The organism is Nocardia sp. NPDC004278, from assembly GCF_053602975.1.
Genome location: NZ_JBSGEQ010000014.1, coordinates 95,946 through 114,732, shown reverse-complemented (window position 1 = coordinate 114,732; position 18,787 = coordinate 95,946). Strand labels below are relative to the sequence as shown.

18 protein-coding genes and 1 pseudogene are annotated in these 18,787 nt (G+C 67.5%); 10 read left to right on the top strand and 9 right to left on the bottom strand.

The features are described from left to right. Window positions 1-111: 111 nt before the first annotated feature. Both ACWEO2_RS22395 and ACWEO2_RS22390 read right to left on the bottom strand, forming a co-directional pair. Window positions 112-807, bottom strand: coding sequence for a nitroreductase (locus ACWEO2_RS22395; protein WP_452407085.1), 696 nt, complete (start codon window positions 805-807; stop codon window positions 112-114). Between the two features lie 375 nt (window positions 808-1,182). Next, window positions 1,183-1,413, bottom strand: coding sequence for a hypothetical protein (locus ACWEO2_RS22390; protein ID WP_452407084.1), 231 nt, complete (start codon window positions 1,411-1,413; stop codon window positions 1,183-1,185). Window positions 1,414-1,481: 68 nt separating this feature from the next. Between ACWEO2_RS22390 and ACWEO2_RS22385 the strand changes: the two genes are divergently transcribed. From ACWEO2_RS22385 to ACWEO2_RS22375, 3 genes are read left to right on the top strand one after another with little or no spacing between them, the layout of a single operon-like run. Then, window positions 1,482-2,405 (top strand): SGNH/GDSL hydrolase family protein, encoded by a 924-nt coding sequence (locus tag ACWEO2_RS22385; RefSeq protein ID WP_452407083.1) that lies wholly within the window; start codon window positions 1,482-1,484, stop codon window positions 2,403-2,405. After that, entirely contained in the window at window positions 2,402-3,640 is a 1,239-nt protein-coding gene (locus ACWEO2_RS22380) for an acyltransferase family protein (protein WP_452407082.1), read from the top strand. The genes ACWEO2_RS22385 and ACWEO2_RS22380 overlap by 4 nt, the downstream gene beginning before the upstream one ends. Window positions 3,641-3,658: 18 nt before the next feature. Then, window positions 3,659-5,446 (top strand): Eco57I restriction-modification methylase domain-containing protein, encoded by a 1,788-nt coding sequence (locus ACWEO2_RS22375; protein WP_452407081.1) that lies wholly within the window; start codon window positions 3,659-3,661, stop codon window positions 5,444-5,446. Between the two features lie 4 nt (window positions 5,447-5,450). Here the strand turns inward: ACWEO2_RS22375 and ACWEO2_RS22370 are convergent, their stop codons facing one another. From ACWEO2_RS22370 to ACWEO2_RS22355, 4 genes are all read right to left on the bottom strand, one after another. Next, window positions 5,451-6,098, bottom strand: a complete 648-nt coding sequence (locus tag ACWEO2_RS22370; RefSeq protein WP_452407080.1) for a TetR/AcrR family transcriptional regulator — start codon at window positions 6,096-6,098, stop codon at window positions 5,451-5,453. Between the two features lie 168 nt (window positions 6,099-6,266). Beyond that, entirely contained in the window at window positions 6,267-6,452 is a 186-nt protein-coding gene (locus ACWEO2_RS22365; protein ID WP_354959754.1) for a hypothetical protein, read from the bottom strand. Between the two features lie 167 nt (window positions 6,453-6,619). Then, window positions 6,620-7,135 carry a gamma carbonic anhydrase family protein gene (locus tag ACWEO2_RS22360; RefSeq protein ID WP_452407079.1) on the bottom strand — a complete coding sequence of 172 codons (516 nt, stop codon included), beginning with the start codon at window positions 7,133-7,135 and terminating at the stop codon, window positions 6,620-6,622. Further along, entirely contained in the window at window positions 7,132-8,115 is a 984-nt protein-coding gene (locus tag ACWEO2_RS22355) for a GlxA family transcriptional regulator (RefSeq protein ID WP_452407078.1), read from the bottom strand. Before ACWEO2_RS22355 ends, ACWEO2_RS22360 begins: the two co-directional genes overlap by 4 nt. Before the next feature lie 72 nt (window positions 8,116-8,187). On the opposite strand from ACWEO2_RS22355, the gene ACWEO2_RS22350 reads away from it, so the two are divergent. The 3 genes from ACWEO2_RS22350 (at window position 8,188) to ACWEO2_RS22340 (ending at window position 11,705) form a co-directional block, all read left to right on the top strand. Continuing rightward, the gene (locus ACWEO2_RS22350; protein WP_452407077.1) at window positions 8,188-8,955 is read left to right on the top strand and encodes an MBL fold metallo-hydrolase; all 768 of its coding nucleotides are present in this window, start codon (window positions 8,188-8,190) and stop codon (window positions 8,953-8,955) included. Between the two features lie 75 nt (window positions 8,956-9,030). Next, entirely contained in the window at window positions 9,031-10,146 is a 1,116-nt protein-coding gene (ald, locus tag ACWEO2_RS22345) for an alanine dehydrogenase (protein WP_452407076.1), read from the top strand. A 38-nt stretch (window positions 10,147-10,184) separates the two neighbouring features. Then, entirely contained in the window at window positions 10,185-11,705 is a 1,521-nt protein-coding gene (locus ACWEO2_RS22340; protein ID WP_452407075.1) for a serine hydrolase domain-containing protein, read from the top strand. 51 nt (window positions 11,706-11,756) lie between these two features. On the opposite strand, the gene sigJ is transcribed toward ACWEO2_RS22340, so the two are convergent. Beyond that, window positions 11,757-12,707, bottom strand: coding sequence for an RNA polymerase sigma factor SigJ (gene sigJ, locus ACWEO2_RS22335; protein ID WP_452407074.1), 951 nt, complete (start codon window positions 12,705-12,707; stop codon window positions 11,757-11,759). 297 nt (window positions 12,708-13,004) lie between these two features. On the opposite strand from sigJ, the gene ACWEO2_RS22330 reads away from it, so the two are divergent. Beyond that, the gene (locus tag ACWEO2_RS22330; protein ID WP_452407157.1) at window positions 13,005-13,916 is read left to right on the top strand and encodes a cobalamin biosynthesis protein; all 912 of its coding nucleotides are present in this window, start codon (window positions 13,005-13,007) and stop codon (window positions 13,914-13,916) included. Window positions 13,917-13,935: 19 nt separating this feature from the next. Here ACWEO2_RS22330 and ACWEO2_RS22325 read toward each other — a convergent pair whose 3' ends face one another. Together ACWEO2_RS22325 and ACWEO2_RS22320 are read right to left on the bottom strand one after the other, a co-directional pair. Beyond that, entirely contained in the window at window positions 13,936-14,796 is an 861-nt protein-coding gene (locus ACWEO2_RS22325) for an SURF1 family cytochrome oxidase biogenesis protein (protein WP_452407073.1), read from the bottom strand. Window positions 14,797-14,993: 197 nt separating this feature from the next. Then, window positions 14,994-15,455: pseudogene (locus tag ACWEO2_RS22320) on the bottom strand (low molecular weight protein-tyrosine-phosphatase); the annotation flags it as partial. A gap of 44 nt (window positions 15,456-15,499) precedes the next feature. Between ACWEO2_RS22320 and cobC the strand changes: the two are divergent. The 3 genes from cobC (at window position 15,500) to ACWEO2_RS22305 (ending at window position 18,491) form a co-directional block, all read left to right on the top strand. Further along, complete coding sequence (cobC, locus tag ACWEO2_RS22315; protein ID WP_452407072.1) at window positions 15,500-16,537, top strand: Rv2231c family pyridoxal phosphate-dependent protein CobC; 1,038 nt, start codon at window positions 15,500-15,502, stop codon at window positions 16,535-16,537. 54 nt (window positions 16,538-16,591) lie between these two features. Further along, window positions 16,592-17,713, top strand: a complete 1,122-nt coding sequence (locus ACWEO2_RS22310; RefSeq protein WP_452407071.1) for a Nif3-like dinuclear metal center hexameric protein — start codon at window positions 16,592-16,594, stop codon at window positions 17,711-17,713. Window positions 17,714-17,846: 133 nt separating this feature from the next. Beyond that, a complete protein-coding gene (locus ACWEO2_RS22305) occupies window positions 17,847-18,491 on the top strand; it encodes a hypothetical protein (RefSeq protein ID WP_452407070.1) in 645 nt (214 codons plus the stop codon). The last annotated feature ends 296 nt before the right edge of the window (window positions 18,492-18,787 follow it).

Here is an 18,787-nt window from a genome sequence, read left to right as displayed (position 1 = left end):
GCGGGTCTTTTCGGTGGGGTGTCGTGGCTGGGCGGCGGTCGGTGTGGTGGCTGGTTTTCTAGGGCTCGGCTCCACGCCGGGGCGGGCTCTCGTCGGCGTTCGTTGTGCGGGTCAGGCGGTGTGCCAGGTGGTGACCTGATCGAGGGCTTCGCGGGTGGTTCGGAAGGCGTTGACCGGGTGGGTCGGATTCGGATAGCCGAAGGAGATGGCGGCGACCACTCGGCGGTGCTCCGGGAGATCGAAATAGGTGCGTAGGAAGGGGGAGTACGAGGCGAGGGCGGCTTGCGGGGCGGCGCCGAGGCCGAGGCTCTGGGCGGCGAGTAGGAAGGTGCCGATGTAGAGGCCGCAATCGATGGCGCCGTAGACGCCGAGATCGGCCTCGGTGGTGATGATCGCGACGTGCGGGGCGTCGAAGAGTTCGAAGTTGCGCCGGGCCTGGCGCATGGTGCCCGCGTGATCGCCCTTCGCGATGCCGACACTGTCGTAGAGTCGCAGTCCGCATTCGCGTCGGCGATTGCGGTACACGCCGGTGTATTGCGCGGGAAATGCGAAATCCGGTTCCGGCGTCGCGGTCGCGATGTGTTCGAGAAGTTCCGCGCGGAAGCGGTCGGTGCCGGCGCCTTCGGTGACGACGACCTGCCAGGGCTGGGTGTTGCACCAGGAGGGGGTGCGCTGGGCCAGCCGCAGTAGGGCCTCGATGGTGTCGCGGGGGATCTGGTCGGTCTCGAACTGTCGGCAGGTCCACCGGTCGTCGAGGATGCGGCTCAAGGCCGTGAACTCGTCGGTCTGCAGGCTGGTCGGGCTCATGCGACACCTTCTCGAATTTGGTCTTATTTCGAGACTGAACGCTAGCAGCCATGGTCTCGTTTCGGAACTGGCAATCGCGCGGACCTGGGCGCATGTGTGGTGCGTGGTGCGGTACATCGCGGAATTGACTGGCTCGCAGTGCGATACACGATGCGCCAGACACTGGAAATGGGGGTTTGGCGGGGCAGGTAATTCGGTGAAAGATGCCATACGGGTCCGACTCGGCTTGTACTCTCCGGGCTGGACTGAAATGCTGCTACTCCTGATCTCTAGAACGGGGAACGTGTTGAAGGTTTGTCTCGCCGCCGTATTCGCCTGCGGTGCGGTGCTTCTCGGCGCCACCGCATGCAGTAGCGGGACCGAATCGCATGGCGATCACACCCCGACCAGTGCGTCGACGACCGCGGTGGCGCCGACCAGCGCGGTCGCGCCGTCGAGCAGTGCGCCCGAGGCCCCTGCGCCCGCTCCGCAAGTGGTGCCCGCGCCGGAGACGGCATCGCTGGCGCCGCCCGCGCCGGAGCCGCAAGTGGCACCGGCACCGCAGGCGCCACCGGCAGCGCAGCCGGCACCGCAGGCGCCACCGGCGGCGCAGCCGGAACCGGCCAAGCCAGCACCCACATTGACCGCGCCCGGATTCGAACCGCGCGCAGGCTACTGATAGCGGAGTGATCGTTTTGACCAGCAAGCTTTCTCGTCGTTGCGCCCGGTGGCTCGGGGCGATTACGGCGAGCGTCGCTGCTGCGGCCTGGGTGCCCGCGGCAACGCAAGCGGCTCCGGCCGCGGCACCGGGCAGTGCCCTGGTGACACTCGGAGATTCCTTCACCGCCAACGGCTTCCGATGGGAAGTGGATGCGAAGGAGTGTCTGCGCGGACCCGCCTCGTGGCCGACGCAGCTGAGCCAATTGATGGGTGTCGCGGGTAGTCCGGACTTCGTGGACGCGTCGTGCTCCGGTGCGGCCATTCAGACCGAGCGGGGCTATTCGCTGGTTCAGGAGGCCATCAATGCCGATAAGGCGGGTGCGTTCGGCCCGCGAACCAAGCTGATCGCAGTGCAGTTCGGGCTCAACGACAACTGGGGCGCGAGCGGGACCACGCTGTGGACCTCGCTGATCCCATGCGTATTCAACCTCGCCGACGGATGTGGGCTGGAGGCGGCCGAACAGGGTCGGATCACCGACTATCGGGGTGTATCCGGCAGTGACTATGCCCAGCGCATCCGCGAGGTGGTCGAATATCTGCGCTATTACGCGCCGCAGGCGAAGATCGTGCTGGTCGGCTATCCCGAACTGTTCCCGGCCGGGCAGGATTTCGCGTGTATCAGCGTGCTCGGCGTCGGACAGTACGTACAGCCGAGGGGCGCGGCGCTGGTCCAGTATCTGGATCGCATCAATGCGGCGCAGCGGGACGCGGCGGCGCAGCTCGGGATCGAATTCTTCGATTCCAGGGCGGTGACCGCCGGGCACGGATTGTGTTCGGCGCAGCCATGGTTGAACGGTGCGCTCGATCCGCGTGCGGATCTGGTCGGGATTCCGTTCCATCCCTCGGCGCACGGTGATTCGGTGGTCGCAGGAGCGCTGTACGAGCGGTACGGCAAGTGACCCAGCAGCGGCCCGCCCTGCCTTCGCTGACCGGAGCGCGGTGGTGGGCCGCATTCGCGGTATTCCTGTTGCACGCCTTGGTGTTTCTGCCGGTCTATCCGTTTCAGAAGTCCGAGTTGTTCCGGCATATCCATCAGGTGATGCCGATGCAGTTGGGCGCGGCCGGGGTCACGTTCTTCTTCGTGCTCTCCGGATTCATCATCTATTGGTCGTTCCGGCCGGGGAATTCGGTGCCGCGCTTCTACTGGCGGCGAGTGCTGAAGATCTACCCGACGCATCTGGTGGCGACGGTGGCGTTCATCGTGATCGCGAGTGTGCCGCTGTCCAGATTGGTGGTCTGGGTACCGAACGTACTGCTGATCCACACCTGGGTGCCGAAGTGGACGACGGTCGGCGGGCTCAATGTGCCATCGTGGTCACTGGTCGCGGAAATGCTGTTCTACCTGAGCTTTCCGCTCGCACTGCCAGTGGTGCGGCGCATTCGCGGCGATCGGGTGTGGTGGGTGATGGCGGGGCTGCTCGTGGTGATCCTCGCGCTGCACACGGCATACTTCCTGTGGGTTCCCGGACCGAAGGGCATCGAGAATGCCTTTGCGCCACGGCTTGTTCCGGGGGATGTATCGCCATACTTCGAGTTGCACGCGTCACCGGCGTGGTTCGCCCAGCCGGATATCCCTGTCGCTCCGGCCTATTGGCTCAGTTACACATTTCCACTGTCGCGGTTGCCCGAATTCTTCCTCGGGGTGTTCGCCGCGCGGCTGGTGCTGGAGGGGCGTTGGCGCAATACGCGGCTGACTTGGCCGCTGCTGGCATTGGCCGTCGCCTTCGCCGCCACCTGGGTGGTTCCGGTGAACTACAAAATGTCGGCGCTGCTGCTCGCGCCGATGACCGCGGTGGTCGCGACGCTGGCCGCGCGGGATCTGGCCGGTATGCGCGGGCTGAATGCTTCGCCCCGAATGGTGTGGTTCGGCAATATCTCCTTCGCCTTCTATCTGATCCAGTTCCCGGTGATGGTGCTGATCACCCGGCTGTTCATCGGCGGTAGACAGTTCGGCCTGTTGGGCTGGCTGGGGTTCGCCGCATTGAGCCTGATCGTCGCGACGGCGGCGGCGGCGGCGATCTACCACTGGGTGGACGAACCACTCATGCGCCGCTTCTCCGGCCGCCGCGCCGCGGGCCCGCCCGCGACTTCGGGGGAACCGGTCGACCGCGTTTCCGCCGTGGTTGGGTCATGACGAGGCAGAATCCCTGGCATGAATCCCGGGGACCCTGCCGCGCGCGACCGCAAACGGCACGGTAGGCACTACACGCCCCCTGCCCTGGCGCGCTTTCTCGCGCAGCGGCTGGTCACGCATATGCCGCGACCCGGTGGTACCGGGCAGGCGCCGCATGACGGTGGGGTATTGCGGGTGCTCGACCCGGCCTGTGGGGACGGTGAACTGCTGCTCGCGCTGCATCGGGTGGCCGGTGAGGTGTTGCCGGGGGTGCGGGTGGAGTTGGTCGGATATGACCTGGACCGAGCCGGGGTGGCGATGGCGCGGGAACGGGCGGAGGCGGCGGGGGTTGCGGTCGAGTGGCATATCGGCGACTTCCTGACGGCGTCGGCGGTGATCGCGGACGGGTCGTTCGATGCGATCATCACCAATCCGCCGTATGTGCGGACCCAGCAGTTGGGTGGGCCGACCGCCCAGCTGCTCAGCAAGCAGTTCGGATTGCGCGGCCGGATCGACCTCACCCACCCGTTCGTCGCGATCGCGCCGCGGCTGCTGCGGCCGGACGGGGTGCTCGGATTGTTGTGCGCCAACCGGTTTCTCACCACCAAGGCGGGTGCGAATATTCGCAGTCTGCTGCTCACCGAGCTGTCTCCGGTCGAACTGTACGACCTGGGCGATACCAAACTTTTCGAGGCGGCGGTGCTGCCCGCCGTCACCATTGCCACCCGCACGTCGTCTCGCGTCGTCTGCCGCCACGTCTCGGCCTATGAGGTCGACACCACCATCGAAACTGTCAGTGGAACAGATCTTTTCGAGGCCCTGACCGCCGAAGGCAGCCACACCGTCAACCATGGCGGACGCATCTTCGCCGTCGAGGTCGGCGCCTTGGCAACCGGCGATCAGACGGCGACCAGCGGTCGGGCATCAGGTCAGTGGGGTGACGGTGTGGATGGGGCTGCGAGGGCTTCGGGGGCCGGTGATGGGGGCGGAAAGCGGGCGTGGCGGATGTCGCGGCCCGGGGTGGATGGGTGGTTGGGGGAGGTGGAGGCGGGGACCTGGCGGACATTCGGGGAGGTGGGGCGGATTCGGGTGGGGATCAAGACGACTGCGGATCGGGTGTTCATCTCCGATCGCTGGGCGGAGCTGGAGCTGGGGCCGGAGGGGGAGTTGCTATTCGATTTGATCACCCATCACGATGTCGAGCCGTGGCGGATTTCGCGGGAGCGTGACACCAGGGTGCTGTATCCGTACGACACTTCCGAGCCCACGCGAATACCGGTTGATCTGCGGGACTTTCCCAGGGCTGCAGCGTATTTGGCGGAGAATCGAGAGACTTTGGCCGGTCGGAAGTATCTGACCGGCAGTGGCCGGGAGTGGTTCGAGATCTGGGTGCCGCAGCGGCCGCATTTGTGGCGGGTGCCGAAGGTGGTATTTCCCGATATCAGCGAGCGGCCGCGGTTCGCCTTGGATCGGTCGGGGGCGGTGGTGAACGGGGACTGCTACTGGATGTCGCTGGCCGATCTCGGGGTGGACGGTGCGGCCGAGCGGCTCGCGTATTTGCTGATGGGCGTGGCGAATTCGGCGCTCGGGCTGCGATTCTACGATGCGGTTTGCGGGAATCGGCTGTATTCGGGGCGGCGGCGGTGGATCACCCAGTACGTCTCGCGGCTGCCGCTGCCGGATCCGACGACGATGCGGGCGGGCGGGGTCGTCGAGCTGGTTAGAGAGTTCGTCGACGGTGGGCGGGTACCGGACGCGAATTCGCTGCGACTGCTCGATGAGTGGGTGGCGGCCGCATTCGGGCCGCGAGTATACGAAATGCGTTGAGCGCCTAGCGCTTCAGAGTGCTGATGTCGGGTCGGGCGGCGGTGCGGACACCGACCATCGGCAGCAGTGTGCGTCGCGCGAATGTGCGACCCGCCGTCACATCATCAATCGGAATGAGCCCATCGGGTGTCAGCGCGAGTGAGAGCGCCAGCCGCGCCATGATCTCGGCGACGAGTTCGAAGTCGAAGTCGTCGTCGGCACCGCTGCGGAGTTCGCGCAGCTTCTCCGCCAGATAGGTGCGCCCGACCGCGATGATCGGTCCGGCGTCGGTGGTGAGCCGGGGCAGGATGAGGTCGGGTTCGGTCCGCAGCAGCCTGCGCAACAGTTCATTGCCAGCGATCTCGGTGATCACCGCCACGAAGATCTCCACCAGCTGTTCCTCGACGCCCTCGACCTTCTGCACGCGCTTGTCGATCTCGGCGACGAAGCGCTGTGCCTCACGCACGCTGACAGCCTCGACCAGGTCGTTCTTCGATTCGAACCGGCGATACAGCGTAGCCGGGCTGATTCCGGCGCGCCGGGCGATCTCGCCCATGCTGGTGCGTTTGATGCCGAAGTCCAGGAATGCCGACAGCGCGCTCTCCAGCAGCTTCTCGCCATCGCTGACGGGCTTTTCCAGGATGCGCTGGAGGATGGGCGGGACGGTCGGCATCGAGTCTCCAGTCGTATCGGCTCGGACGCCGATGGTGGCTGGGCGTCGCGACGGTGCGGGTGATCGGTGTTCATTATTTCACCGGGTCGCGACGGGTCGGCCGGGGATCGGCGCCAGAGGTCGACAGGAGTGCTATCGCTCGACGGTTCGGCGAGCGTGCGCGCGTGATCAGTGCCGCGGCAGATCCAGCTCCGCCATCTCTTGTTCGATCGCATTGGCGGCGAAATCCACTCCGCTGGAGCGCAACTCGTGAACCCGTCGCTGTAGCGCCTCGATCCCGCCCGGCTGGGCCGCGATATCGGCCACGCTGATCCGCCCCGACGGCCGGTGCATACCCTGCTGCACGTACGCCACCGTGATACCTCCTGCCTGCACGCTACGCAGCCCACCATCCCGGCGGGCTCGCCCTCCGCGTTACAGGCCACTCGACAGCAGCGTCGGCGGGAGATCCCGGGACACCGGGCACGCTGGCAAAATGTTATCAGCGATTCCGATGGGACATTTGATCAGTGTGGTCTGTCTCACACTTGCTTGGCGACCCGGTGGTTGGCCATGTTGTGAAGGTACACAGCACCATTGAGTCGAATGCCGTCCTGTTCGGCCTCGCTCAATTCCCTGCGCACCTTACCGGGCACACCCGCGACCAGCGAGCCGGGCGGAATCTGGGCGCCCTCCGGAATCAGCGCGTTCGCGGCGATCAGACTGCCCGCACCGATGACCGCGCCATTGAGCACCGTCGCGCCCATGCCGACGAGCACATCGTCACCGACGGTGCAGCCGTGCAGGATCGCGTTGTGCCCCACCGAAACTCCGGTGCCGACGGTGAGCGGGAAGCCGGGGTCGGCGTGCAGCACGCAGCCGTCCTGAATATTGGTGCGCGCGCCGACGCTGATCGCCTCGAGATCACCGCGCAGCACCGCGCTGTACCAAATGCTCACCTCGGCGGCCAGTCGCACGCGTCCGATCACGGTCGCGTTCGGTGCGATCCACGCGGTGTCGTCGATCTCCGGCGTGTGTCCGCCTACCTCGATCCTCATGCCGAAAACCTAGACGACGAGATCGGCGACACCGTAGGGGTCCCCGAGAACAGCGCGCGGTGCGCGGCCGGACTGGTGCCGAGGATGCGGTGGAAGTGGTGGCGCAGGCTGACCGCGGTGCCGAAGCCGGTCTCGGCCGCGATGCGGTCCATGGTGTCGGTGGTGGATTCGAGCAGCAGCCTGGCCCGGTCGGCGCGCTGGTGCAGCAGCCACTGCTGCGGACTGCTGCCGGTGCGATCGCGGAAGCGGCGGGTGAAGGTGCGCCGCGACATGAGCGCGACGCGAGCCCAGCCGTCCAGATCGATCGGTTCGCCGAGATTGGTTCGCGCCCAGACCATTGCGCGCTCGATCGGATCGTCGTCGGCGGCGTCGGGCACCGCAACCGGAATGTATTGAGCCTGGGATCCGCTGCGATGCGGTGCGGTCACCAGCGCCCTGGCCAATTCGGTGGCGGCCCGGCTGCCCAGATCGCCGCGTACCAGGTGCAGGCAGCAGTCGAGTGCGGCGGCGACGCCCGCGGAGGTGACGATATCGCCGAGATCCGACCAGAGCGTATCGGCGCGGACCCGGACCGCGGGATAGGCGGCGGCGAGGTCGTCGGCCGCGGCCCAGTGGGTGGTGATCTCGCGGCCGTCCGCCAAGCCGCTCGCCGCCACCGCGAAGGCGCCCAGGCACAGGCCGACGATCCGGGCACCGCGGGCGTGGGCACGGTGCAGTGCGTCGCGCAGGTCGGGTGAAATGGCCTTATCGCGCCGCCAACTCGGGATGACCACCAGGTCGGCCCGCTCGAAGGCGTCGAGTCCGGTGTCCACGACGATGTCGAACCCGGCGGGTGTCCGCAGGGTGCCGGGGCACTCTGCGCACACCTCGACGCGGTAGTCGGGGCTGCCCTCGACGCCGACGCGGCCGAAGACCAGCGTCGGCACGGACAGGTGGAAGGGGATGACGCCATCGAAGGCGAGGACGGCGACGGTACGCATGGCCCGATCTTATCGCTGGGCGGCTCACGGGCCACTTTTGATCACTCAGGGCGGTCGGCAAATATTGATCGCATGACCGAGACGATCGAACGCACCACCGTCGAAGCCCTGCACATCGGCGGGCCCACCCTGCGCTTCCGGTACGGCAAGCTGACCTGGCTCACCGACCCCACCTTCGATGCTCCCGGCGACTACCCGGGTCCGATCACCCTGCACAAGCTGACCGGCCCGGCGGTATCGGCCGATGCGGTGGGGCCGGTGGACGTGGTGCTGCTCTCACATGATCAGCACGCGGACAATCTCGACACCTCGGGTCGTGAGTTCCTGACAAGGGTGCCGACCGTGCTCTCGACCACGGATGCGGCCGGACGCATCAACGGTGTTCGGGGACTGGAGAACTGGGAGACCGTCACGGTGGGTGACGTGCGCGTGACGGGTGTGCCCGCACTGCACGGGCCCGAAGGGTGCGAACCGCTGAGCGGGATGGTCACCGGGTTCGTACTGCAGGCCGATGATCAGCCGACCGTGTACGTCTCCGGGGACAATGCCTCGGTGGCGCTGGTCGAGCAGATCGTGCAGCGGCTCGGGCGGATCGATATCGCCGTCCTCAATGTGGGAGGCGCGAATGTCGGGCGGTTCGGCGACGCCGATGTGACGCTGAACGGGCGCACCGCACTCGAGGCCGCCGAATTGCTCGGTGATGCGGTGGTCGTCGCCGTGCACGGCGAGGGATGGCACCACTTCAGCGAGCCGCTGGACTATCTGGCCCGCAACTTCGAATACGCCGGACGGGCCGCTCAGCTGCGGATTCCGCGCTTGGGCCAGCCGTTCGAGGTATAGCTGCGCGGTGGCGAACTGCCTCGGTAGCGCGCGGCGTTCATGGCGAAGCTGCGGTCCGTGGTCCACGATGGCGATATGAGGATCGCAGTTCCGCGGGAGGTCAAGGAACAGGAGTTTCGGGTGGCGCTGACCCCGGCCGGTGCCGGGGAACTGGTGCGGCACGGGCACGAGGTGCTGATCCAGACCGGCGCGGGGGTGGGTTCGGGTTTTCCGGATGCGGAGTACGTCGCCGCGGGTGCCCGGATGGTGCCCGGCGCCGATCAAGTGTGGCGGGAGGGCGAGCTGGTGCTGAAGGTCAAGGAGCCGATCGCCCAGGAGTATCCGCGGATGCGGCGCGAGCAGGTGCTGTTCACCTATCTGCATCTGGCCGCGTCGCGGGAGTGCACCGATGCGATTCTGCGGTCGGGTATCACCGCGATCGCCTATGAGACGGTGCGGGCGGCGGATGGGTCGCTGCCGCTGCTCGCGCCGATGAGTGAGGTTGCGGGCAAGCTCGGGCCCCAGGTCGGCGCATATCACCTGATGGCGCCGCTCGGGGGCGCCGGGCTGCTGCTGGGCGGGGTGCCCGGGGTGCCTCCGGCGGATGTGGTGGTGCTCGGCGGTGGTGTCGCCGGCACGAACGCGGCCACCGTCGCGGCCGGGATGGGCGCGAAAGTCACTGTGCTGGATACGAATTTGACGCGCCTGCGCGAACTCGACGCGCTGTTCCAGGGGCGGGTCTCGACGGTGGCTTCGAATGCGCTCGAAATCGAACGGGCGGTGCTCGGTGCGGATCTGGTGATCGGATCGGTGCTGGTGCCAGGTGCGCGGGCGCCGAAATTGGTGTCCGAGGAGCTGGTCCGCGGTATGCGTCCCGGCTCTGTGCTGGTCGATATCGCTATCGACCAGGGCGGCTGCTTTGCCGGTTCGCATCCGACCACGCACGCGAATCCCACCTTCCGTGTGGCGAATTCGCTGTTCTACTGTGTGGCGAATATGCCGGGCGCGGTGCCGCATACCGCGACCCTCGCGCTCATCAATGCCACCATGCCGTATGTGCGCGCCATTGCCGATCACGGGTGGCGCGAGGCGTGCACCGAGCATCCTGATCTCGCGCATGGGGTTGCCGCGGATAAGGGGCGGTTGCTATCGGCGGAGGTCGCGGCGGCGCACGGGTATTCGATATCCGAGCCGGTGTGGTTGGCGGGCTGACGGCTCGACGCGGACAGATGATGATAAGGGCGAGATCGGTGACGGCGGAAAACCTGCGGCGGGCATCGGTATTGGTGATCACCTTGCTGCTCGTGCTGCTGCCATACTCCGGCGCGGCGGTCGCGGCGCCGATGGGCGTCGATCCGGCCGCGGTGGACCGGTACATGTCCGAATACCTTTCGCGGACACGGTTGCCGGGGGCTTCGATCGCCATTACGCACGGGGATCAGGTGGTGTACGTCGCGGGGTACGGTCACGATTCCACCGGTTCAGCCATTACCGCGACGACGAGAATGCCGATCGCCTCGGTGAGCAAGTCCATGACGGCATTGGCCGTGCTGCAATTGGTCGACGCGGGCCGGGTGCGTCTGGATGCGCCGGTGCGTCAGTACCTCACGGACTTTCGGCTGGCCGATCCGCGCGGTGATCGGATCACGGTGCGGCAGTTGCTGAATCAGACCTCAGGCATGTCGGATACCGCATTTCCCGATCTGCGGCGGCCGCAGGCGGATTCACTGGCGGGGGCGGTCCAGCGACTACGGACGGCGAAATTGGCCGCCGATCCGGGGACGCGATTCAACTACCACAATCCGAACTATCAGGTCGCCGCTCGGTTGGTCGAGGTGGTCAGCGGGGAACCGTTCGCGGACTATCTGCGGCGCAATGTGTTCGGGCCCATCGGGATGCGTGACAGTACGACGGTGGATACGGCACGCGCGGCCGGTGATGTGACGCACGGATACATTCGGGCGTACGGGTTCGCGATACCGGTCGCGGAGCCCGATTGGTTCGTCGGCGGTAGCCACGGTGTGATCACCACGGCCGCCGATCTGGCCAGGTGGCTGATAACTCAGAACGATGGCGGTCTGGCGCCGGACGGACAGCGGGTGGTCTCCGCTGCGGCGGTGGCCGAGATGCACACACCGTCCGCGGCGGGCGATGGCGACTACGGAATGGGTTGGCGGCGTGCGCAATCCGATCCCGGGGTACAGCTCTCGCACAACGGCGATTGGTTCACCTATACCGCTGAACAGGTGCTGTTGCCCGATACCGGGTACGGGATTGCCGTGATCGCCGATACCGGTATGTCGCTGGAGGATGATCCCGGGATCATCGCGCAGGGGTTGGTCGAGCTGACGCAGGGCTCGACGCCGGATGTGCACCGTCCGTGGAGCATCTGGGCGGACTGGGGCATGGCGCTGTTGACGCTCGGGACGGTCGGTTTCGGTGGGTTCTGCCTGCTGCGATCGCGCCGGTGGGCCGACCGGCAGACCGCCCGACCCCCGTGGTCGATCGCTCTGCGGCAGCTGCCGTACCTGGCTCCGATTGTGATCTTGGCTGTGCTGCCGCAGCTCGCGGGGCTCGTCTTCAGGGGGCGGGCCGCAACCTTCCTGCAGGTGACCTATGTGTGGCCGGCTCTTGTGGTGTTTCTCGGCATCGCTGCGTTGGCGGGTGTGAGTGTTCTCCTCGCGCGCGTGGTCTGGCTCATCATGTTGCGGCGCAAGCGATCTGGGGGAGATGCACAGCGGGAAGCGCCGGTTGCCGAGGCGTCTGCCTGAGCGGCGGTGTCGGACGGCGGCCCGCACCTGGGAATGTGCGGGCCGCGTGGACTATTCGGCGTTCGGGCCGAGGTACCAGTCGGGGGCGCCTTCGGTGGGGAGGTCGTGCAACTTGTCCGGATTGCGGACGACATTGATGGCGGTAATGCGGCCGCTGTCGATGGTGAAGGCGAAGACGCCGATATGGGTGCCGTCGAAGACGACCAGACCGGGCGTGCCGTTGACCAGGACCGCACGGCCCCAGGCGCCCGCCGCGGATGGCGCGTGGTACCAGCCGAGCAGCATCTTCGCGATGAGTTCGGCACCGTGCACCGGCTGGCGGATCGCGGGGACCTTACCGCCGCCGTCGGCGGTGAGGCTGACATTGGCATCGAGTACGCCGAGTAGTGCGCTGAGGTCACCGGAGCGCCAGGCGACCGCGAAGGCGGAGACGACCTTCTCCTGCTCGTCGGGCGAGGCCGGGAAACGGGGTGTGCCGTCCTCGACGCGCTTGCGGGCGCGCGACGCGAGTTGTCGCACGGCCGCCGGGGTGCGGCCGACGACCTCGGCGACCTCGGGACCGCTCATACCGAACACATCCTGCAATACGAATGCGGTGCGCTCGGCGGGCGAGAGGGATTCCAGTACGACCAGCAGCGCCGTGGTGACGCGCTCGTCCTGGGTGATCCGGTCGGCCGGGTCGTCCCAGGTGGTGACCTCCGGTTCGGGCAGCCATTCGCCGACGTACTGTTCGCGGCGGGCGCGGGCCGAGCCGAGCTGATCGAGGGCGAGACGGCCGGTGACGGTGGAGAGCCAGGCGCGCAGATTCTCGATCTCGCCCACGGTCCCGGCCTCGTACTGGCGCTGCAGCCGCAGCCACGCATCCTGCACCACATCATCGGCATCGGTGAGACTGCCGAGTGTGCTGTAGGCGAGCCGGCGCAGATACGGCCGGTGCTCCTCGAAACGCCGAGCCAATTCGGCCTGGTCGATCGGTTCGGAGGCGGGCTGGTCTGCGGTCACTGTTCTCGCCGTTCGTTGGTCCGGCCCCCTCGGGGGCGAGTTTATGAGTCGTCATCACGATGACGAAACAGGGCTAGGGAGTGTGACATCTGAGTCGCGGTGGCGCATTGCGTGGGTTGCGCGGGTGCTGGGTTGTCGCCGCGGGTGCTGCGAGCTCGGCCGCGGGATGCCGGGCCTGGGAATCCGACCTGCGGTGAGAGCTTGGCCATCACCGTCGGGGCCCGCGCGGTGTTGCCGGGTTCGCTGGGGCGCGTGCGTTGTGGGGAGGTGGGGACCGGATACCCTCGCCGGGTGCGAATGGGGACCTCGACGGCAGTTGGGCTGGTGCTCGGCTTCGCGCTCGACCGTGCGTTCGGTGATCCGCGGCGGTGGCATCCGGTGGCCGGATTCGGTTCGGCGGCAAGTGCGCTGGAGCGGGCGACCTATGCCGATCGGCGGTCGGCGGGGGTGGTGCACGAGGTGTTGCTGGTCGGTGCGGTGACGGCGCTCGGGATCGGGCTGCGTCGTGGCGGGGTGGTGGCGACCGCGCTGGCGACCTGGACGGTACTCGGTGGGCGCAGCCTGGCGCGCACCGGGCGGGATATGGCCGATCGACTCGAGTCCGGTGATCTGACGGGTGCGCGGGCATTGCTGCCATCGCTGTGCGGGCGCGATCCCGAGGCGCTCGATGCGGACGGATTGGCCCGTGCCGCGGTGGAATCCATCGCGGAGAACACCTCCGACGCGACGGTGGCCCCACTGCTGTGGGGTGCGGTCGCCGGGACGCCGGGGCTGCTCGGATACCGCGCGGTCAATACGCTGGACGCGATGATCGGCTACCGCAACGAGCGCTACCTGCGCTTCGGCTGGGCCGCCGCCCGCGTGGATGATCTCGCGAATCTGCTGCCAGCCCGCGTCACCGGCATGCTCACCGCCGCCTTGGCGCCCATGGTCGGCGGACATCCCGCCGACGCGCTGCGCGCCTGGCGGCGCGACGCATCCGAACACCCGAGCCCCAATGCGGGCGTGGTCGAGGCATCCATGGCGGGTGCGCTCGGCGTCCGCCTCGGCGGCCGCACCCAATACCGCTACGGCACCGAATTGAGACCCACCCTCGGCGACGGCCCGGCACCTCGGGTAGCGGATCTGCGTCGGGCTGTACATATGTCGGAGGCAGTCCAACTGGGCGCCGTTCTCACGGCCGCCCTCTGGTCGGTCCTGCGGCGCTGACGCCGAGGCCGCGCACGGCTCAGCGGGTGCCGCCGTAGCGGTCGGCGAGGCGCTGTTCGTTGGTGGCGGCCGGTGCGGGGGTTGGGGTTTCGGTTGGGGTCGGTTCCGGGGCCGCCGGGGTCTTTTCCTTGCGGCGTTCGCGGATTTCGGCGTAGACGAAGTAGCCGAGGCCGAGGGGCGCCATGATGCCGAAGGCCAGCCATTGCAGGCCGTAGGAAAGGTAGGGGCCCGCGTCGAGTTGGGGCAGCGGCGTGGGGGTGAAGGCGCCGGGCTGGTTTTCGCTGAGTTGCAGATAGCCGCCGCGTTCGCCGGTGGGGATCGCGGTCAGTGGCTCCTGCAGGACGGCCATTTCCTGGGTGGTGTCCACCGAGTACACCTGGCGGTAGCCGTCCTGGACCAGCGGGTCCTTGCCGGGGGTGATGCCCTCCGACATCCGGATTCGGGCCTCGATCCGCTGCGCTCCGGTGGGCGGGTCGGAAATCTGCGGTGGGCGGGATCCGTCGACGGCGGCGACCAGGCCGCGGTCGACGAGCAGGATGCGGCCGTCGTCGAGCTTGAAGGTGGCCAGTACCGAGTAGCCGGGGGCGCCGTCGAGGTGGCGCAGGCGGACCAGTGCCGTCGAGTTCGGCAGATAGCTACCGGTGGCGGTGACGCGACGCCATTCGGCGTGCGAATCGGTGCCCTGGTCATCCAGGACGGTGGTGATATCAATCGGGGCGGCGTCCACCGAATCGGCGATCAGCTGGTTGCGGTGCGAGGTGGTGGTGTTCTTGCCGAGCTGCCAGGGGGCGAGCACGGTGAAGCAGAGGTAGGCGAAGGCCGCCACGAGAACGGCCAGGATCAGCCAGCTCGGACGCAGGAGGAAGGTCAGTCGGCGCATCACGCGTGTCCGTCGTGGACGGGATTGCCAGAGACCGTCTGGTCTGATTCGCCGAGATCTGCTCCGCGGGCCGTGCTCGGCTGGGTACCGGTGTCGTGACCGGACCGGGCAGCTCTTCGGCCTTGGATCGTGGCGCCATGGGGTGCGTCGGCTTCGAAGTCATCGGTGGACGTGCCGTTGCGAGCGGCGAGGGTGCCTCGGACCCAGTCCAACAATCCGGGAATGGCGGCGGCTATCTGGTCGTGGACCAGGTCGAAGTCGGCGGTGTCGCCGTAGTAGGGGTCGGGGACGTCGAGGGAGTCGGCGTCCGGGTCGAAGCTGCGGAGCAGGCGGCGGCGATCCGATGGGATGCCGAGCATGCCCAATCGGCGTTCGTGGCCGGAGTCGAGGGCGACCAGGAGGTCGGCGTCGCGGTGCTGGTTGCCGAATTTCGCGGCCACGTGACCGGTCGGATAGCCATGGCGGCGCAGTGTCGCATTGGTGCGGTCGTCGGCGTCCTCTCCGACGTGCCAGCCGTCGGTGCCCGCGCTGCTGACCCGCACGCGGTCCGCGAGCCCCTCGCGGTAGAGGTGGACCGCGAACATCTTCTCCGCCATCGGCGATCGGCAGATGTTGCCGGTACAGACGAACGACACGTGCAACTCACCCACGACAGCCATTCTGGCCGGTCGCCCTGATGAGCCGCCACGTAGGGTGTTTTCTCGTGCCGGATGAACAGGTCGATCACGCGAAACTGCGTCACCACGGTGACGCCGACGCGCGCCCCGGCATGCTCGATTTCGCGGTGAATGTGCAGGGCAGTGCGCCGCCGGACTGGCTGCGCAACCGGCTGGCCGCCCGACTCGACGACCTCGGCCGCTATCCGAGCGCGGCCGACGAATCCGCCGCGCGCGGTGCGGTGGCGGCCCGACACGGCCGTACCGCCGAGGAGGTGCTGCTGCTGGCCGGTGCGGCCGAGGGTTTCGCGATGCTGCCCCGACTCGCACCCCGGCTGGCCGCGGTGTTGCATCCGTCGTTCACCGAACCCGAACTGGCGCTGCGCGAGGCCGATATTCCGGTCGCCCGCGTCGTCCTCGAACCGCCGTACACGCTGGACCCGGCCCTGGTGCCCGCCGCGGCCGATCTGGTGGTGCTCGGCAACCCGACCAATCCGACCTCGGTGCAGCATCGCGCCGACACCATCCGGGCGCTGCGCAGGCCCGGCCGGATCATTGTGGTCGATGAGGCCTTCGCCGATGCGGTCCGCGGTGAACCACAGTCGCTGGCCGCCTCGACCGATCCGGACATCCTCGTCCTGCGCAGCCTCACCAAAACCTGGGCGTTGGCTGGCCTGCGCTGCGGCTACTTCCTCGGCGCACCCGACGTCCTCGCCCGGCTGAACCACGGTCGCGCGCACTGGCCGCTCGGGACACTGCAACTCGAGGCGATCATCGCGACCGCCGAGCCGAATGCGGTGGCCGCCGCCCAGCGGCGTGCGCGGGCGATCGCCGTCGACCGGGATTCGATGATCGAACGACTGACCGCGCTGGGTGTGCAGGTTCACGCGCCCGCCGATGGGCCGTTTCTGCTGCTGCGCGTGTCCGATGGTGAACTCCTGCGGAAACACTTGGCGGACAAGGGAATTGCGGTCCGCCGCGCGGATACCTTCCCCGGACTCGGACCCGACTACATCCGTGTTGCCGTCCGCGGTGCGGCCGAGGTCGATCGGCTGGTCGCCGGTATTCGTGCATCGGGGATTTGATGTCGGCTGGGACGGGGTGTGTCAGGACATGGATGGAGTGGAGGTAGGCGGATCGTGACGACGCTGGCGGAACTTATCGGGGTGCTCGACGCGGCTTATCCGCCGAAGTTGGCGGAGTCGTGGGATTCGGTGGGGTTGGTGTGCGGGGATCCGGGGGATGCGGTGACTCGGGTGCTGTTCGCCGTGGATGCCACGGCGGCGGTGGTCGATGAGGCGATCGACTGGCGGGCACAGGCTTTGGTGGTGCACCATCCATTGCTGTTGCGCGGGGTCGACAGCGTCGCGGCCGATACGCCCAAAGGTGCGCTGCTGCATCGGCTCATCCGGTCCGGATGTGCGCTGTTCGCGGCGCATACCAATGCCGACTCCGCTGATCCGGGGGTTTCCGATGCGCTCGCGGCGGCGCTCGGGCTCACTGTCACCGGTCCATTGGATTCGAAACCGCAAGCCGCCGTGGATAATTGGGTGGTGCAGGTGCCGCGTTCACATGCCGATGCGGTGCTGGCGGCGCTGTTCGCGGCCGGTGCGGGTGGTAGCGGAACCTATCGCGACTGCGCTCTCCGAGTGCCGGGAATCGGGCAGTTCCGTCCGGTTGCGGGGGCGAATCCGGCGGTCGGCGCGATCGGGGAATTGCAGCGGGTCGACGAGGATCGCCTCGAGGTCATCGCGCCACCGTCGGCGCGTGCCGCCGTGCTGGCGGCACTGCGGGACGCCCATCCCTATGAAGATCCCGCCTACCACGTCACCGAGCGCGCCGCACTGCCATCGGGACTCGGCATCGGTCGCGTCGGCGTACTGCCCGAACCGGAGTCCTTGCGCGAGTTCACCGCTCGGGTTGCCGCCGCATTGCCCGCGACGACCTGGGGCGTTCGCGCGGCCGGTGACCCGGACCGGATGATCTGGACCGTCGCCGTCTGCGGCGGCGCGGGCGACTCCTATCTGGATACCGTGACGCGCCTCGGCGTGGATGCCTACCTCACCTCCGATCTGCGCCACCACCCGGTCGACGAACACCTGCGCCGCGGTGGTCCGGCCGTGATCGATGCGGCGCATTGGGCGACCGAATTCCCTTGGTGCGCACAGGCGCAGACGGTGGTGCAGACCGCGCTACCCGACCTCGAAACCCTCGTGTCCACGCTGCGCACCGATCCCTGGACGGTCAGCGTCACCGTGTGACGTACACCCTGATCAACTCGCACGAGCCCGAACTATCCTGTGCGGCGGCGTGTTCGGGGCGTGTCGTGGCTGTTGCCGGGAGTGGTGTGCCGTTCAGCTGAGTCGACGCGCCGGTACGGGGTACAACTACCGCATGAACTTCCCGGTGGACTTCGGGATCGTGCAGATCGGGCTGATGCTGGTCATCCTGGTCGCGGTCGCGTTGCTGATATCGGCGCTCGTGATGGTGCGCAAGGTCGGTTTGCGGGTTTTGGTCGGGCGCGGGGCGGGTGGACTGGTGCTGCTGATCGTCGCCGTGCTCCTGTTGTGGGTGGTGACGCTCATGCAGACCTTCCTCGGGTTGAGCGGGGAGATCAAGGCGGCACATGTGGTGGTGAGTCAGGTTGCGGGCCAAAACCATCGGCTCGAGGTCGACCTCACCCTCTACGGCGACGAGGACCATCCCGACACGCACGAGAAGTATCAGGTCGAGGGCGATCTGTGGGTGCTGCAGGCCAATATCGTCGAACTGAAGCCCTGGGTGAACGCCCTCGGCTTCCACTCCGGCTACAAGGTCACGCGCCTCTACGGCCAGCGCCTCGACGGCGTCGCCACCACTCAGAACCAGATCTTCGTCAATGGCGATGATCAAGACTTCTTCAACGATATGAGCAACCACAGATGGTGGACCGACCCCTTCGTCCGCTCCGCCTACGGCAATGCCGTCATCGCCACACCCGGCACCTACGACGTGTTCATCTCCCGCGACGCCATCAAAACCCGAGCCCCGGGAAGCTGACACAAAGCTCGTTGTCGGAGCGCTGGTGAAGGCCGCCGCGGGTGGCCTGTCAGGGGGCGGGCGAGTTCTGGACCGGGCCGCGTAGTTGTCAGTCGATCAGGGTCACCCGTGACGTCCGCTTCGCGGTCACCGCGGGCGGGAGGCTGCGGCTGCCGAAGACAGGCGAGGCGAAGGTCAGCCCGGGAATTGCCGTCCGGGCCTTACAACATGGATCGAACATCCGTGCGAAGGCTGGGGCTGAGGTCGCTGTGGCTCACGCCACGGTCGTCGATATGCGCCGCGACTTCGTGCATGAA

Excerpts from the sequence above, each read along its gene's own strand:
- ACWEO2_RS22395 (WP_452407085.1), bottom strand. The coding sequence starts at position 807 with ATGAGCCCGACCAGCCTGCAGACCGACGAGTTCACGGCCTTGAGCCGC.
- ACWEO2_RS22375 (WP_452407081.1), top strand. The coding sequence starts at position 3,659 with ATGAATCCCGGGGACCCTGCCGCGCGCGACCGCAAACGGCACGGTAGG.
- ACWEO2_RS22370 (WP_452407080.1), bottom strand. The coding sequence starts at position 6,098 with ATGCCGACCGTCCCGCCCATCCTCCAGCGCATCCTGGAAAAGCCCGTC.
- ACWEO2_RS22360 (WP_452407079.1), bottom strand. The coding sequence starts at position 7,135 with ATGAGGATCGAGGTAGGCGGACACACGCCGGAGATCGACGACACCGCG.
- ACWEO2_RS22355 (WP_452407078.1), bottom strand. The coding sequence starts at position 8,115 with ATGCGTACCGTCGCCGTCCTCGCCTTCGATGGCGTCATCCCCTTCCAC.
- ACWEO2_RS22350 (WP_452407077.1), top strand. The coding sequence starts at position 8,188 with ATGACCGAGACGATCGAACGCACCACCGTCGAAGCCCTGCACATCGGC.
- ald (WP_452407076.1), top strand. The coding sequence starts at position 9,031 with ATGAGGATCGCAGTTCCGCGGGAGGTCAAGGAACAGGAGTTTCGGGTG.
- ACWEO2_RS22330 (WP_452407157.1), top strand. The coding sequence starts at position 13,005 with ATGGGGACCTCGACGGCAGTTGGGCTGGTGCTCGGCTTCGCGCTCGAC.
- ACWEO2_RS22325 (WP_452407073.1), bottom strand. The coding sequence starts at position 14,796 with ATGCGCCGACTGACCTTCCTCCTGCGTCCGAGCTGGCTGATCCTGGCC.
- ACWEO2_RS22305 (WP_452407070.1), top strand. The coding sequence starts at position 17,847 with ATGAACTTCCCGGTGGACTTCGGGATCGTGCAGATCGGGCTGATGCTG.